At 71.9% G+C, this 14,436-nt stretch carries 10 protein-coding genes; 7 read left to right on the top strand and 3 right to left on the bottom strand.

The genetic code is table 11. The features are described from left to right. The first annotated feature begins 68 nt into the window (after positions 1-68). The 5 genes from ID554_RS14680 to ID554_RS14660 all read left to right on the top strand — a co-directional run bounded on the left by ID554_RS14680 (position 69) and on the right by ID554_RS14660 (position 4,766). A complete protein-coding gene (locus tag ID554_RS14680) occupies positions 69-821 on the top strand; it encodes an NUDIX hydrolase (protein WP_117228036.1) in 753 nt (250 codons plus the stop codon). After that, complete coding sequence (locus ID554_RS14675) at positions 818-1,792, top strand: serine/threonine protein kinase (protein ID WP_117228035.1); 975 nt, start codon at positions 818-820, stop codon at positions 1,790-1,792. The genes ID554_RS14680 and ID554_RS14675 overlap by 4 nt, the downstream gene beginning before the upstream one ends. A gap of 10 nt (positions 1,793-1,802) precedes the next feature. Then, complete coding sequence (locus ID554_RS14670) at positions 1,803-2,762, top strand: hypothetical protein (protein ID WP_117228034.1); 960 nt, start codon at positions 1,803-1,805, stop codon at positions 2,760-2,762. Positions 2,763-2,842: 80 nt separating this feature from the next. Beyond that, the gene (locus ID554_RS14665) at positions 2,843-4,111 is read left to right on the top strand and encodes an adenylosuccinate synthetase (protein ID WP_117228061.1); all 1,269 of its coding nucleotides are present in this window, start codon (positions 2,843-2,845) and stop codon (positions 4,109-4,111) included. A gap of 25 nt (positions 4,112-4,136) precedes the next feature. Then, on the top strand, positions 4,137-4,766 hold the full coding sequence (locus ID554_RS14660; RefSeq protein WP_117228033.1) for a DedA family protein: 630 nt from the start codon (positions 4,137-4,139) through the stop codon (positions 4,764-4,766). Positions 4,767-4,811: 45 nt separating this feature from the next. On the opposite strand, the gene ID554_RS14655 is transcribed toward ID554_RS14660, so the two are convergent. Beyond that, a complete protein-coding gene (locus ID554_RS14655) occupies positions 4,812-5,453 on the bottom strand; it encodes a TetR/AcrR family transcriptional regulator (RefSeq protein WP_117228032.1) in 642 nt (213 codons plus the stop codon). A 66-nt stretch (positions 5,454-5,519) separates the two neighbouring features. Between ID554_RS14655 and ID554_RS14650 the strand changes: the two genes are divergently transcribed. Together ID554_RS14650 and ID554_RS14645 are read left to right on the top strand one after the other, a co-directional pair. Next, a complete protein-coding gene (locus tag ID554_RS14650; protein ID WP_117228031.1) occupies positions 5,520-5,972 on the top strand; it encodes an SCP2 sterol-binding domain-containing protein in 453 nt (150 codons plus the stop codon). A 1-nt stretch (position 5,973) separates the two neighbouring features. Then, positions 5,974-7,188 carry an acyl-CoA dehydrogenase family protein gene (locus ID554_RS14645; RefSeq protein WP_117228030.1) on the top strand — a complete coding sequence of 405 codons (1,215 nt, stop codon included), beginning with the start codon at positions 5,974-5,976 and terminating at the stop codon, positions 7,186-7,188. A gap of 135 nt (positions 7,189-7,323) precedes the next feature. Here the strand turns inward: ID554_RS14645 and ID554_RS14640 are convergent, their stop codons facing one another. Both ID554_RS14640 and ID554_RS14635 read right to left on the bottom strand, forming a co-directional pair. Then, positions 7,324-12,399: a DNA repair ATPase gene (locus ID554_RS14640; protein WP_223884596.1), complete on the bottom strand. Its 5,076-nt coding sequence runs from the start codon at positions 12,397-12,399 to the stop codon at positions 7,324-7,326. Beyond that, a complete protein-coding gene (locus tag ID554_RS14635) occupies positions 12,392-14,413 on the bottom strand; it encodes a flotillin family protein (RefSeq protein WP_117228029.1) in 2,022 nt (673 codons plus the stop codon). The genes ID554_RS14640 and ID554_RS14635 overlap by 8 nt, the downstream gene beginning before the upstream one ends. Between the last annotated feature and the right edge of the window lie 23 nt (positions 14,414-14,436).

The following is a 14,436-nucleotide window of genomic DNA, read 5'->3' as shown; positions in this document are numbered from 1 at the left end:
GCCCGGCCCTCTGTTTCGCGCTAAGTTGTTCTCATATAGAGATGTTCTCAGAGCGAGAGTGATCGAACGTGAACGAGCAGGACTTCCTCGCCTCCTACGACCCGCGTGCCTACCCGGCCGTGGCGGTCACCGCCGACGTGGTCGCGCTGACCATCCGGGACAACGCGCTGCACCTGCTGCTGATCCGCCGCGCCGAGCCGCCGTACGCCGGACACTGGGCGCTGCCCGGCGGCTTCGTCCGCCCGGACGAGGACCTGACCACCGCCGCCCGCCGGGAGCTGGCCGAGGAGACCGGGCTCGGCGGGGACCGCCTGCGTCGTGTCCACGTGGAACAGCTCGCCAGCTACGGCGCACCCGAGCGCGACCCGCGGATGCGGATCGTCTCCGTCGCCCACCTCGCCTTCGCCCCCGATTTGCCGGACGCCACCGCCGGCACCGACGCCGACGAGGCCGACTGGGTGCCGGTCGCCGAGCTGCCCGGCCGCGAACTCGCCTTCGACCACCGCCGGATCGTCGACGACGGGCTGGAGCGGGCCCGCTCCAAGCTGGAGTACACGCCGCTGGCCACCCGCTTCCTCGCACCCGAGTTCACCATCGGCGAGCTGCGCGCCGTCTACGAGACGGTCTGGGGTCACCCGCTGCACGCCGGCAACTTCCACCGCAAGGTGCTCTCGGTGCCCGGGTTCGTGGAGAGCACCGGCGCCAACACCGAGCGCGGCGGCAGCCGGGGCGGCCCCCGTGCCCGGCTCTACCGGGCCGGCGACGCCCGGCTGCTGCACCCGGCGCTGCTGCGGCCCGCCCGGGAGGAGACGGTGCGATGAGGACCGACGAGGCGATCCACCTGGTCACCGCCGCCCGCGACGACCACGACCTGTTCGGCGCCGACGCGCCGGAACGCCGCTACCGGGAGTTGGTCGCCGCCCTGCACCCCGACCGGCTGGACCGGGCCGCCCCGGGCGTACGCGCCGAGGCCACCGAGGCGTTCGTCCGGGTCACCACCCGCTGGCGCGCCCGCCGGATGACCGTGCTGCACGGCTACCGCTGCGGCGCACCGGCGCACTCGGGGGACCTCGCCGACCTGTACGACGTCGGCGCGGACCGGCTGCTCAAGCTGCCCCGCGAGGCCAGCGACAACGACCTGATGATCCGCGAGCAGCGCGCGTTGCGCCGGATCGCCGACCATGGCGACCCACGCTGGCTGCCGTACGTGCCCCGGCTGGTCGACACGTTCGCGCACCGGGATCCCGCCACCGGGGCGGAACGCCAGGTCACCGTGCTCGCCACCGCACCCGGCCTGCGCAGCCTGGTCGACGTGCGGCGGGCGTACCCGGGCGGGCTGGACGCCCGCGACGTGGCCTGGATGTGGCGACGGCTGCTGGTCGCGCTCGGCCTGGCCCACCGGGCCGGCGTGGTGCACGGCGCGGTGCTGCCGCCGCACGTGCTGATCGAGCCGGACGCGCACGGCGTGGTGCTGGTCGACTGGTGCTTCGCCACCGAGCCCGGCGGCGTCGTACCCGCGCTGGTCCCCGACCACCAGGAGTGGTACCCGGCCGAGGTCACCGAGCGGCGTCCCTGCGGGCCGGGCACCGATGTCGCCATGGCCGCCCGGTGCATGACCTGGCTGATGGGGCACCACGCCCCGGACGAGCTGCTCGCCTTCGCGGCGGGCTGCCGGCAGCGGTCGCTGTCGAACCGCCCCGACGACGCCTGGCGGCTGCTCGCCGAACTCGACGAGGTGCTGCACCGGCTCTACGGGCCGCGCACCTTCCGACCCTTCACCCTCAACCCCTAAGGAGGCTGCCATGGGCAGCGGAATGTGGTCCACCGACGTGTACACCGCCGCCGACCGGTACCGCCGGGCCACCGGCAAGAGCGCGTTCTCGTACAGCGACAGCGGCGCCAAGGTGGTGCACCCGCAACTGGACCCGCGCGACGCGACGCGGGAGAGCCGCGACTCGGCCGAGCACCCGCAGTCGACACCGGTCGCGGTGCTGTTCGACGTGACCGGCTCGATGGGGCACGTGCCCCGTACCCTCCAGGCCAAGCTGCCGCAACTGCTGGGGCTGCTGCTGCGCCAGGGGTACGCCCGCGACCCGCAGATCATGTTCGGCGCGATCGGCGACGCCACCTGCGACCGGGTGCCGTTGCAGGTCGGCCAGTTCGAGTCCGACAACCGGATGGACGACGACCTCGGGCGGATCGTGCTGGAGGGCGGCGGTGGCGGCCAGATGATGGAGTCCTACGAGATGGCGCTCTACTTCATGGCCCGGCGGACGGTCACCGACAGCTGGGAGAAGCGGGGCCGACGCGGCTACCTCTTCATCATCGGCGACGAGCTGGCGTACCCGGCGGTCAAGGCCGCCGAGGTCGCCCGCCTGATCGGCGGCGACCCGCGCGAGGACGTGCCGGTGCGGCAGATCGTCGACGAGGTGACCCGCCGCTGGGACACGTACTACCTGCTTCCGGCCGGCAGCCACTACTCGGGCAACCGCAAGGTGCTCGACTTCTGGCGCGGCCTGCTCGGCCAGAACGCCCTGGAGCTGGACGACCTCGACGCGGTCTGCGAGACGATCGCGCTCACCGTCGGCCTCGGCGAGCAGGCGATCGACCTCGACACCGGCCTGCGGGACCTGGACCGGACCGGCTCGACGGCCACCCGCACCGTGTCCAAGGCGCTGGCCCGGCTGAACGGGGCACGCCGCGCCGAGGTGGCCGAACTGCCGGCCAGCCGGACCACCGGCGGCGGGGTCGTGCGGCTGTGAGCGAACTGGTGACCGCTGCGCGCCCGGGTGTCGCGGCACCCGGGCGCGGCCCGGCCGGCGGGTCGCGTCCGGAGCACGCGATCGTGGTCGACCTCGGGTACGGCGACGCCGGCAAGGGCACGGTGGTCGACTGGCTCTGCGCCAACCGGCCGGTGCACACCGTGGTCCGGTTCAACGGGGGCGCGCAGGCGGCGCACAACGTCGTCCGGCCCGACGGCCGACACCACACGTTCGCGCAGTTCGGTGCCGGCACCTTCCACCCCGGCGTACGGACCCACCTGTCCCGGTACGTCGTGGTGGACCCGCTGGCGCTCGCCGCCGAGGCCGACCACCTCGCCGCCGTCGGGGTGCCCGACGCGTTCGACCGGCTGACCGTGGACGGGGCGGCGCTGCTGGCCACCCCGTACCACCGGGCCGCCAACCAGGCCCGGGAGACGGCCCGGGGAGCCGACCGGCACGGCTCCTGCGGGCAGGGGGTGGGCGAGACCGTCGCGTACGGGCTCGCCCACCCCGACGAGGCACCCCGGGTCGCGGACTGCCGCAGCCCGGAGGTGCTGCGTCGCCGGTTGACCGCGCTCCGGGACCGGCTCACCGCCGAACTCGGCCCGCTGGACGCCCCGCCGGTCGCGGACTGCCTGCCGGCGTGCCTTGCGTTCGCCGAGCGGGTGGCGATCGTCGACGGCTCCTGGCTGGCCGGGGCGCTGCGGGCCGGCCCGTGCGTGTTCGAGGGCGCCCAGGGGGTGCTGCTGGACGAGTGGCACGGCTTCCACCCGTACACCACGTGGAGCACCACCACCTTCGCCAACGCCGAGGCACTGCTGGCCGAGGCCGGGCTGAACGGATCGGCGATCCGGATCGGGGTGCTGCGTACCGTCACCACCCGGCACGGTCCAGGACCACTGGTCACCGAGGACCCGTCCCTGCCGCTGGCCGACCCGCACAACCCGACGAACCCCTGGCAGGGCCGCTTCCGGTTCGGCCACTTCGACGCGGTCGCGCACGCGTACGCCTTGGCGGTCGCGGGCGGGGTCGACGGCCTGGCGCTGACCCACCTGGACCTCGCCGACCGTGGCCTCGACCTGCGGATCTGCCGCCGCTACGACACCCTGGACCGGCTGGTCCCGGGCCCGGCCGGCGACCTCGACCGGCAGGCCGCGCTCACCGCCCGCCTGCTGCGGGCGCGCCCTCGCTACGACGACGTCGCTGCGACCGACTGGCCCGAGGCGGTCGGTGCGGCGCTCGGTGCTCCCGTGCTCCTCACCTCGCACGGCCCCACCTCCGCAGACAAGACCGTTCGTAAGGAAGGGCACCTTATTAACGCCTGGTGTATAGGAAGGGCCCCTTCCTAACAGCCCGTGCCCTGAGCATGGAGGCATGGAGACAGCGCTCGACCTGCTCCGGCAGACACTCACCTCACCCTGGGTGTACCTGCTGATCTTCGGGCTCACCGCGGTCGACGCGTTCTTCCCGCTGGTGCCCTCCGAGGCGGCGGTCATCACCGTCACCGTGCTCGCCACCGGCGGCGAGCCGAACCTGCTGCTGATCATCGTGGCGACCACGCTCGGCGCGACCATCGGCGACCACGTCTCGTACGGGATCGGGCGCGGAGGCGGATCGCGCCGGCTGGACCACTCGCCAGTGGACAGCCGACGCCGGGCCGGATCGGAGTGGGCCCGGCGGGCGGTCGACCGGCGCGGCGGCGTCATCCTCATCGCCGCCCGTTACGTCCCCGGCGGGCGGACGGCGGTGACCCTGACCATGGGCGCCGTCCGCTATCCGCTGCGCCGGTTCCTACTCTTCGACCTGATCGGCGGCGGCTCGTGGGCGCTGTACTGCGTGCTGCTCGGCATCTTCGGCGGACTCGCCTTCGAACAGCACCCGCTGCACGGAATCCTGGCCGGCATCGGGCTCTCGATCTCGGTGACGCTGCTGGTGGAGTCGATCCGCTGGCTCCGCCACCGGGCGCACCGGCGGGCCGCGAGCGGCGCGAACCCCGAGTGTTAGAAAGGGACCCCGCTACTACCGCAGGCGTTAAAAAGGGGCCCTTCCTTACACCGCCTCGGGCGGGTGCCAGCTCACGCCGCGCAGGAGTTGCCCGGCCCCCAGCCAGGCGGCGTTCATCATCCGGGTCGCGGTCTTCTCCGGGTCGGCCTCGGGGTGGTCGGCGAGCCAGTCGGCCAGCGACTCGGTCGCCCCGACCAGGGCGTACGCGACGACCTCCAACTCGGTCTCGGCGGCCATACGTCCCTCGGCGCGCAGGGCGTGGTCGAGCATCCCGGCGACCACCTCGACCATCCTCGCCCGCATCTCGGCCAGTTCCCCGGCGAACGGTTGCTCGGCCCGGGCCTGCCGGTAGAGCACCGACCAGCCGTCCCGGTGCGCCCCGACGAATCCGAAGAACGCCCGCAGGCCGCGCCACAGTCGTTCGTCGGCGGGCAGGTCGGGGACGGCCGCCCCGGCGATGGCCTCCATCATCCGGGTGCCCTCGCGGTGCAGGCAGGCGACGAAGAGTTCCTCCTTGGTGCCCAGGTACGCGTACACCATGGGCTTGGAGATGCCGGCGTCCTCGGCGATCTCGTCCATGCTGGCGCCGTGGTAGCCGCGTCGGGAGAAGACCCGCACGGCGGCGTCGAGCATCTGCTGCTCGCGTACGGCCCGGGGAAGGCGTTTGAAGGCGGGTGTCGCGGACACCTTGCGAGCATACCTACTGGTGCGTAGGGTTACGCCTGAGTAACCACTGTTCGAGAGGTGCGTTCCATGACTGACTTCGACCCGGCCAACTTCGCCAACCTGGGCCCGAAGGAGTTCGCCCAGCTCGTCAAGAGCACCCCGGATAGCAAGCTCGCCGAGATCATGTCGGGTGAACTGCGCGGCAAGATCCTCGGCGAGGTCTTCGGCCGGATGCCGCAGATCTTCCGCGCGGACCGGGCCGGTTCCACCAACGCGGTGATCCACTGGAACATCACCGGCGCCCCCGACGGCGGCACCGACACCTACGAGGTGGTCATCGCCGACGGCACCTGCACGGTCAACGAGACCCCGCAGCACGAGCCGCGGCTGGCCCTGACGCTGGGCCCGGTCGAGTTCCTGAAGATCGTCTCGGGTGGCGCCAACCCGGTCATGATGTTCATGACCGGCAAGCTCAAGGCAAAGGGTGACCTGGGGCTGGCCGCCAACATCGCCAACCTCTTCGACATCCCCAAGGCCTGAGATGGTCGAATTCTCGCTCGACCTGAACGAGGAACAGCGGGATCTGCGCGACTGGGTGCACGGCTTCGCCATCGAGGCCGTGCGCCCCGCCGCCGCCGAGTGGGACGCCCGGGAGGAGACTCCCTGGCCGATCATCGGCGAGGCGGCCAGGATCGGCCTGTACGGCTTCGAGTTCCTCGCCACCTGCTGGGCCGACCCCACCGGGCTCTCCCTGCCGATCGCCAGCGAGGAGCTGTTCTGGGGAGACGCCGGGATCGGGCTGAGCCTCTTCGGCACCTCGCTCGCGGTCGCCGCCATCTACGGCAGCGGCACGCCCGACCAACTCGTCGAGTGGGTGCCGCAGTGCTTCGGTGACGTCGACTCGCCGGCGGTCGCCGCGTTCTGCTCGTCCGAGCCGGAGGCCGGTTCGGACGTCTCCGCGATGCGGACCCGGGCCGAGTACGACGAGGCGACCGAGGAGTGGGTGCTGCGCGGCCAGAAGGCGTACGCCACCAACGGCGGGATCGCCGCGGTGCACGTGGTGACCGCTGCGGTCGACCCGGCGCTTGGCTCGCGCGGTCAGGCCGCATTCGTCGTACCGCCCGGCACGGCCGGCCTCTCCGCCACCCGCAAGCTGCGCAAACTGGGCCTGCGGGCGTCGCACACGGCGGACGTCTTCCTCGACGACGTACGGGTGCCCGGCCGGTGCCTGCTCGGCGGCCGGGAGGCGTTGGAGGAGCGGCTGGCCCGGGCCCGGTCCGGGCAGCGCGCCTCCGGCCAGGCCGCGATGCGGACGTTCGAGCTGTCCCGGCCCACCGTCGGCGCGCAGGCACTCGGCGTGGCCCGGGCCGCCTACGAGTACGCCCTGGACTACGCTCGGGAACGGGTCCAGTTCGGACGCCCGATCATCACCAACCAGGCGGTCGCCTTCGCGCTCGCCGACATGAAGACGGAGATCGACGCCGCCCGGCTGCTGGTCTGGCGGGCCTCCTGGATGGGCCGCAACAACCGGCCGTTCAGTGCGGGCGAGGGGTCGATGTCCAAGCTCAAGGCCAGCGAGGTGGCCGTGTCCGTCACAGAGAAGGCGGTCCAGTTGCTCGGAGGTGCCGGCTTCCTCCGTGACCACCCGGTCGAGCGGTGGTACCGGGACGCCAAGATCTACACCATCTTCGAGGGCACCTCGGAGATCCAGCGGCTGGTCATCTCCCGGGCGATCTCCGGGATGCAGATCCGCTGAGACCTTCCGGCACGGACTGCACCGACGACACGACGGCACCCGGCTGGTGCTGGTGCAGTCCCGGTGGGAAGAGCGTTAGGAGGGGTCCCCTGCTATACCGGAGGCGTTAGCAGGGGACCCTTCCTTACACCGAACTCAGCGTTCGGAGGCGCGGCCTATCGCGGCGGCGACTCCGCCGACCCGGTCGGCGAGCAGGCCGAGCGCGCCCACCGCGCGATCGACCGGGTCGTCGCCGCCCCCGCCCAGGGCCTTCGAGCGCTGGAAGGCGTCCTTCACCTCGACCCACCGGGCGGCCTGTTCCGGGGTGAGTCGGTCACGCAGCTCGGCGAGCTTGAGCAGGTTCGCCTCCGCGCCCGCCGCGAGCGTCTGCGCCTCGCCCAGGTAGTGGTCGTCGATCACCGCCTCCAGTTCCTCGTCGGTGAGCACCGGCACGACCCGCTCGGCGAGCTTGTTCATGTTCCGGTACGAACCCTGTAGCTGGAACTGCGGCTCGGTGCGGGCGTCGTCGGACTGGGCCGCCGAGGCGATGTACGCCTGGTTGTTGGCCAGCACCACCTGCTGCACCCGCAGCAGTTTGCGCAGCACCGAGACCATCTGCTCCAGCTCCACCGGCTGGTACGGGTGGGAGAGCTGGTCGGCGCGGACCGAGTCGTCCCCGCGTGCCATCCGGACCAGCAGCTCCAGGTCGCCACGGTCGCGCCCGGAGAGCGGTGCCAGCACCGTGTTGGCGGTGAGCGCGTTCTCGATGTAGCTGAGCGCGAACACCTCCTCCCGCCCGGAGAGCACGTCACCGAGGTTCCACACGTCGGCCCGGTTGGCGAGCATGTCCGGGATCCGGAACCGCTTCCCCGACTCGGTGTACGGGTTACCGGCCATGCAGACCGCGAACCGCTTGCCGCGCAGGTCGTACGTGCGGGTGCGGCCCTCCCAGACACCCTCCATCCGGCGCTGCCCGTCACAGAGCGAGATGAACTTCTGCAACAGCTCCGGGTTGGTGTGCTGGATGTCGTCCAGATAGAGCAGCACGTTGTTGCCCAGCTCCAGGGCGAAGGAGATCTTCTCGACCTCCTGCCGCGCGGTGGCGTCGGGCGCCTCGGCCGGGTCCAGCGAGGTGACCTTGGTGCCCAGGGCCGGCCCGTTGACCTTGACGAAGACCAGGCCGAGGCGGCTGGCCACGTACTCCATCAGGGTCGTCTTGCCGTAACCGGGCGGTGAGATCAGCAGCAGCAGGCCGGACTGGTCGACCCGCTTGCCGTCGCCGGTGGCGCCGAGCTGCCGGGCCAGGTTGTCGCCGATCAGCGGCAGGTACACCTCGTCGAGCAGCCGGTTGCGGACGAAGGCGTTCATCACCTTCGGCCGGTACTCCTCCAGCCGCAGGCGGTCCCGCTCGGCGTCCACCAGGGCGTTGCGTCGCCGCTGGTAGTCCCGGTACGCGGGGACCAGGTCGGTGCGGAACGCCCGGGTCCGGGCCAGCATCTCGTCCAGCCGTACGTCGAGCGTGGAGCCCTCGATGCGCGGGTGCGCGCCGAGCAGCCCGCCGACCGACTCGGTCATCGTCGCGGTGCTGTCCTGCCGGGCCGGCTCCGCACCGCACAACTCGACGGCGACCGCTTCCGGCAGGTCGTACCCGGACAGGTTGCCGTCGTCGGTGGCCAGGAACGCGGTCAGCCACGCCTCCATCAGCTGGTGACGGCCGGCGAGGTCGTCACCGAGGGCCCGCAGGTCGTCGTCGAACTCGCGGGACGAACGCGACTGCGGACCGCCGAGTGCCCGGCGGAACCGGTCCAGCAGGGCCCGCGCCCCGCCGCCGGTGACGAACCGCACCGGCGGCGAAGACAGCTCCTCGAACAGGTACTCGCCGGCCAGCGCGGTCCCGCCGGACGGCACCGGTAGTCCGGCGCCGCGCAGGAATTTGTCGGCCGCCTCGGCGATCTGCGCGCCGAGGCGGTCGGCGGCGTCCTCGCCGTCCGGACGGCCGAACCGCTGCCGGGCGCGGGCCAGCGAGGCGGCCCGGGCGGTCCAGGCGGACCGGGTCGGCTCGTCGGTGCCGTACCGCCAGAACAGCTGCGCGGCGGCCCGGTCGGCCGGCGGATAACGCAGCAGCCCGGCACCGGCGTGCAGACGCAGCAGCACCCGCAGGATCTCGGCCGCGTCGTGATCGTGCACGCCGCGCTCGTACCCCTCGTCGTAGCGGGTCTCGGCGGTCTGCCGGACCAGCTCCCGCAGCCCGTCGGCGTCCACCGCCGCGGTGTGCAGCGCGTCGAGGGTGAGCCCGTCGCGGCCCGCCTCGGCGGCGGCCAGGATCCCGGTGGCCAGGTATTCGGCCCGGTAGACCTGCGCCGACTCGGAGACCAGCAGCTGGTCCCAGAACCGCCGGGTCTGCTGGAACTCCTCGTCACGCACCGGCGCGCGGTAGTCGGTGCCGGTCACCGCCACCACCATCCGGCCCTCGGCCGGCACCACCGCCACGTCGATCGGTTGGGTGTTCACCGCGAAACGGTGCCGACCCAGACGGATCGTCTCGCCACCGTCGGCGTACAGGTCGAGGCGGTCGCGCAGACCGCGCCCGGCCTCCTGGCGAGCGGCCCGGATCCGGCCGTCCAGCTCCTCGGCCCGCACCGCGTCGCCGAGGGTACGCAGCTCCTCCACCACCGAGCGGAGCTTGCCCACCATCGGGTCGGCCGCGAAGTAGGTGTTGATCTCGTCGAGCGAGCCGAGCGTGCCGGCCCGCCGCTGCACGCTGACCAGGATCCGCTCGGCCGAGGCGACCAGCCGGTCGGCCCGCCGGGAGCGCTCGTCCAGCAGCGCCTGCTTGCGTGCCGAGAACGCCTCGTAGATGTCGGTACGCCGGGTCGCCAGCTCGGTGAGGAAGTCGTCGAACTCGCCGAACCGGGATTCCAGCTCCTCCACCCGCAGCAGCAGCCGGCCGAGTTGCTCGTCGCAGCGTTCGGCGGTGTTCGCCGCCGCCAGCGCCCCGGTCACCGCCTGCCCGAGCAGGGCGAACTCGGCGGCGAAACCGGCCCGGCCCTCCGCCGCGGCCAGCTCCTGACGCCGCTTGTCGAGCACCGCCCGGGCCCGGTTGACCGCGCCCAGCACCTCACCGACCCGGCCCAGGATGCCGGTCCGGACGGTCGCGTCGGCGATGTCCAACCCGCCCACCACGTCGGTGATGGTCTGCAGGCCGTCGGTGCGGGCGGCCAGCTCGTCGCGGACGGTGCCGGCCTCGGCGACCGTACCGATCTCGGCGGCCCGCGCGGCGAGTCGCTCGACCTCCTGCTGGTAGCCGGTGAACGCCTCGTCGCGGCGAAGGAACTCCACCGCGCGCCGACCGGCCACCGACAGTTCCTCGTCCAGCCGGGCGGCCAGCTCGTCGATCCGGTCGTGGTCGACGTACCGCAGTTCGCGCAGCGATTCCAGGTGCCCGCGCGCCCGACGCAGCCCACCGAGCTGGGTGACCCAGTCGTCGGCGGTCAGCGGCGCCTCGCCCCGGGCCCGGCGGGCCAGCGAGGCGATCTGCTCGGCGCTCTCGTCCAGCTCCGCGCGGGCCTGCTCGGTGAGCATACGGACCTTCTCGTGCTCCTCCAGCACGGAGCTGGCGGTACGCCGCAGCCCGCTCAGCGGGGTGGCCAGGTCACCCAGCTCGTCCTCGCCGAGCCAGTGGTAGTGGTCGGTGATCCGGGCACAGGCAGCGATCAACGCCTCGTACACCCCGGCGGTGGCGCTGCCCTGCACCATCCGCGCCGCCGAGAGGCAGTCCGAGATGCCGCGTACCAGGTCGGCGTTGCCGACCCGCTCCAGCGGACCGGTGCCGGCCGGCTGCGCCGCCGCGTACGCGTCCGACACGTACGGCGTCTGCCAGATCTGCATCGGGTGGACCCGGGTCGGCTCCTCGGAGACGGCCCGGAACACCACGAGCGTGCCGTCGTCGAAGAGGGAGAAGCCGTGGCACGGGATCGGCGCGGCCACCTCCTTGCGGATCGCGTTGTACGGCAGCAGCAACGTGCGCCCCTCGGCCCGGGCGTGGAAGACGTAGAGCACGTCCTCGCCGTTCGGCGACCGCACCACCCGCTCGAACTCCAGGTCGGCGACCTCGGTGTCGAAGGTGCGGGTAACGCCGGTGGCCAGGTGGTAGCCGCCCGGGAAGATGATGCCGTGGTCCTCGGGCAGCCGCTGGCAGGCCACCCCGATGCCGTCGAGGCGGACCACCTCCCGGGTGAGCGTGTTGAAGACCAGGTGCCGCCACTGCGTCTCCTTGTACGGCAGGATCCGCAGCAGGATCAGCGGCCCCACCCGGGTCCACTGCACGTCGGCGTCGGCCAGGCTCTGCAACGGCTCGTCCACCGGCTCGCTGTAGATGCCCTCGCCGACCTCGGTGTTGTTCTCCACCTTGACGGTCAGCGTGCCGCCCACCGTCTCGACGAAGAGCTCGCCGTCGATGTCGATGTGCGGATGCCGGCCGAGTACGTGGTCCTGCCGGGTCGTCTCGGTCCACTCGAAGTCGTGGCTCGGCGGGAAGACGTGGTCCCGCTCCCCCCGGCTGTCCAGGTACTCCGGGATCCCGTCCACGCCGACCTGCCAGCGCAGCACCCGGATGTCCTCGGTACGCGGCCCGGTCTGGAACACCGCCAGCAGCCGGGCGTCGACCCGGCGCAGTTGCAGCAGGCGCGCCTGCCGGTAGTAGCGGTACAACTCGCTGAAGTCGCGAACGAACTGCGGGTGACGCAGCAGGCCGGGCAACTCGTCGTGACCGGCCTCGTCGAACCGGAAAGCGACCTCCTCCGATTCGCCCTCGCCCTGTTCACGGGTGAAGCGGTGCAGCGAAAAGACGTCGTCGACGGTCGTCTCCGGCTTGAGGCCGATGAAGACGTTGTAACCGAACAGCATCAGCCCGCCGACCGGTACGAGGTCGCGGGGCACGCAGTTGTGCTCCGTACGGATCCGTTCGGTGCTCAGCAGCCGCAGCTCGGTGCCGCCGAAGACCTCCAGCCGGCGGGCGTTGAGCGACTCGGCCCGCCGGGCCAGCTCGGCGGCCTGCCCGGCGAGCCGCTTGCGCAGCACCTCGTAGCTGCCGTCGTCCAGCCCGGGCCGGGTAGCGCCGTCCGACTCGACCTCGGCCGGGTCGGGTCCGCCGTCGGCCCGGCCCACCGGGGCCGGCCCGACGGCACCGGGCGTCCGCCCGGTGGTCGCCGGACCGGCGGTCGGCTCACTCACCGGCGGACTGCCGCGAACCGGTGAGGGCGGCGACCGGGGTGTCCGCCACACCCAGGCGCTGCGCGGCCTTCAGCAGCTCCTGGAGCTTGCCCTTGTCGGCGCCCCCTGAGCGCATCTGCTGCGCCAGGAAAGCCGAGAGCGTGAGGTTCTGCACGTCGGCGGTGTTCAGCGAGCCGATCATCCGGGTCAGGTCGTCGGTGAGGCTGGCGCTGCCGTCCAGCCACGGCTGAGCCAGGTTCTTCGCCACGTCCGAGTGGGCCACGAAGCCGTCCACGCTCTTGCCGAACGAGATCGAGCTGAGCAGCCGGTCGAAGAAGACGCTGTCCCCACCGACGATGTCGATGTTCGCCTTCTCCAGGCCGGTGGCGACCAGGGTCGCCTGCGCCTCGGCGACCTGGCGCTGGGTGTCCAGCCCGGCGAGCCGGACCTCCTTCTCCAGCTCCAGGCGCAGCCGGTACTCCTCGTGCTCGCGGGTCGCGTCGTCCAGCGCGGCCATCGCGGCGGCCTTCTCGGTGAGACCCTCGGCCTCGCCCTTCAGCTTCTCGCGAACCGCCTCGGCGGCAGCCACCGCCTTCTCGCGCTCCACGGCGGCCTCGGCCCGGCCGACCTTCTCGATCGCCTCGGCACTGCGCTCCTGCACCTGCACCTCGGCCAGGCCCGCTGCCGCCGACTCGGCCTGAATGCCCTCGGCCAGCCGGATCTTCGCCCGGGTGTCCAGCTCCGCGGCCTGCTGCCGGGCCTCGGCCAGCACCAGTTCCTCGCGGGCCTTGTGCTTTGCCGCCGCCTCGGCTGCCTCCGCCGCCTTGATGTCCTTGACCAGGCTCTCCTGCGCCTCGGCCTCGGCCTGGATGACCAGCGCCTGGCGGGTCCGCTCGGCCTCCTCGACCACGCGCAGCCGCTTGATGTTCTCCTCCTGCTCGGCCACGGTCTTCTCCACCGCGATCCGCTCCCGGACGACCTCGGCGATGGCCCGCTTCTCGGCCTCCACCTCCTTGTCCTTGGCGATCGTGCTCAGCTCGGTCTCCCGTTCCCGGCCGATGACCTCCAACATGCGGTCCTTCTCGATCCGCTCGGTCTCGATGGCGATGACCCGCTCGCGGTTCTTCTCCGCGACCGCGATCTCCCGGGCCCGGTTCTCGTGCTGGATGCCCAACTGCTCGTCGGTACGGATGTTCGCCGTCTCGGCCCGCAGCCGCTCCTCGGCGCGTACCCGGGCGGTCTCGGCCTGCTCGCGGGCCCGCACGGTCTCGATCTCGCGCTGCTGCTTGGCCTCGGCGTCGGCCTGCCGACGTTCCAGTTCGAGGATCGCCTCCTTGGCGTCCACGTTCTGGCGGGTGATCTCCTTCTCCTCGCTACGCCGGAACTCGTTGGTCCGGACGTGCTCCTGCGTGGTCAGCTCGGTGATCTTCCGGATGCCCTGCGCGTCGAGGATGTTCTTCGGGTCGAGCTGCGACATCGGCGTCTGCTCAAGGAAGTCGATCGCCGCGTCCTCCAGGCTGTAGCCGTTGAGGTCGGTGCCGATGACCCGGATGATCTGGTCGCGGAACTCGTCACGCTTGGTGTAGAGGTCGACGAAGTCGAGCTGCTTGCCGACCGTCTTCAGCGCCTCGGAGAACTTCGCATTGAACAGTTCCTGGAGGGTCTCCCGGTCGCTGGCCCGCGCGGTGCCGATCGCCTGCGCCACCTTGATGACGTCCTCGATCGTCTTGTTCACCCGGACGAAGAAGGTGATCCGGATGTCGGCCCGGATGTTGTCGCGGCAGATCAGACCCTCGTTGCCGGTCCGTTCGATGTCGATCGTCTTGACCGAGATGTCCATGATCTCGGCCTTGTGCAGCACGGGCATCACCACCGCGCCGGTGAAGGTCACGTCGACCCGCCGGATCTTGGAGATGATCAGTGCCTTGCCCTGCTCGACCTTGCGGAACAGCCGACTGACCATGAACACCACGCCGAGCGCGACGAGCAGGACGACGGCGAGGAGTACACCGATTCCGGTGGTGATCACATCCATGGTTGGGCGCGCGGACGGCGGCA

The organism is Micromonospora craniellae (genome assembly GCF_014764405.1).
Classification (GTDB): domain Bacteria; phylum Actinomycetota; class Actinomycetes; order Mycobacteriales; family Micromonosporaceae; genus Micromonospora; species Micromonospora craniellae.
This window is presented reverse-complemented; position numbering and strand designations above follow the sequence as displayed.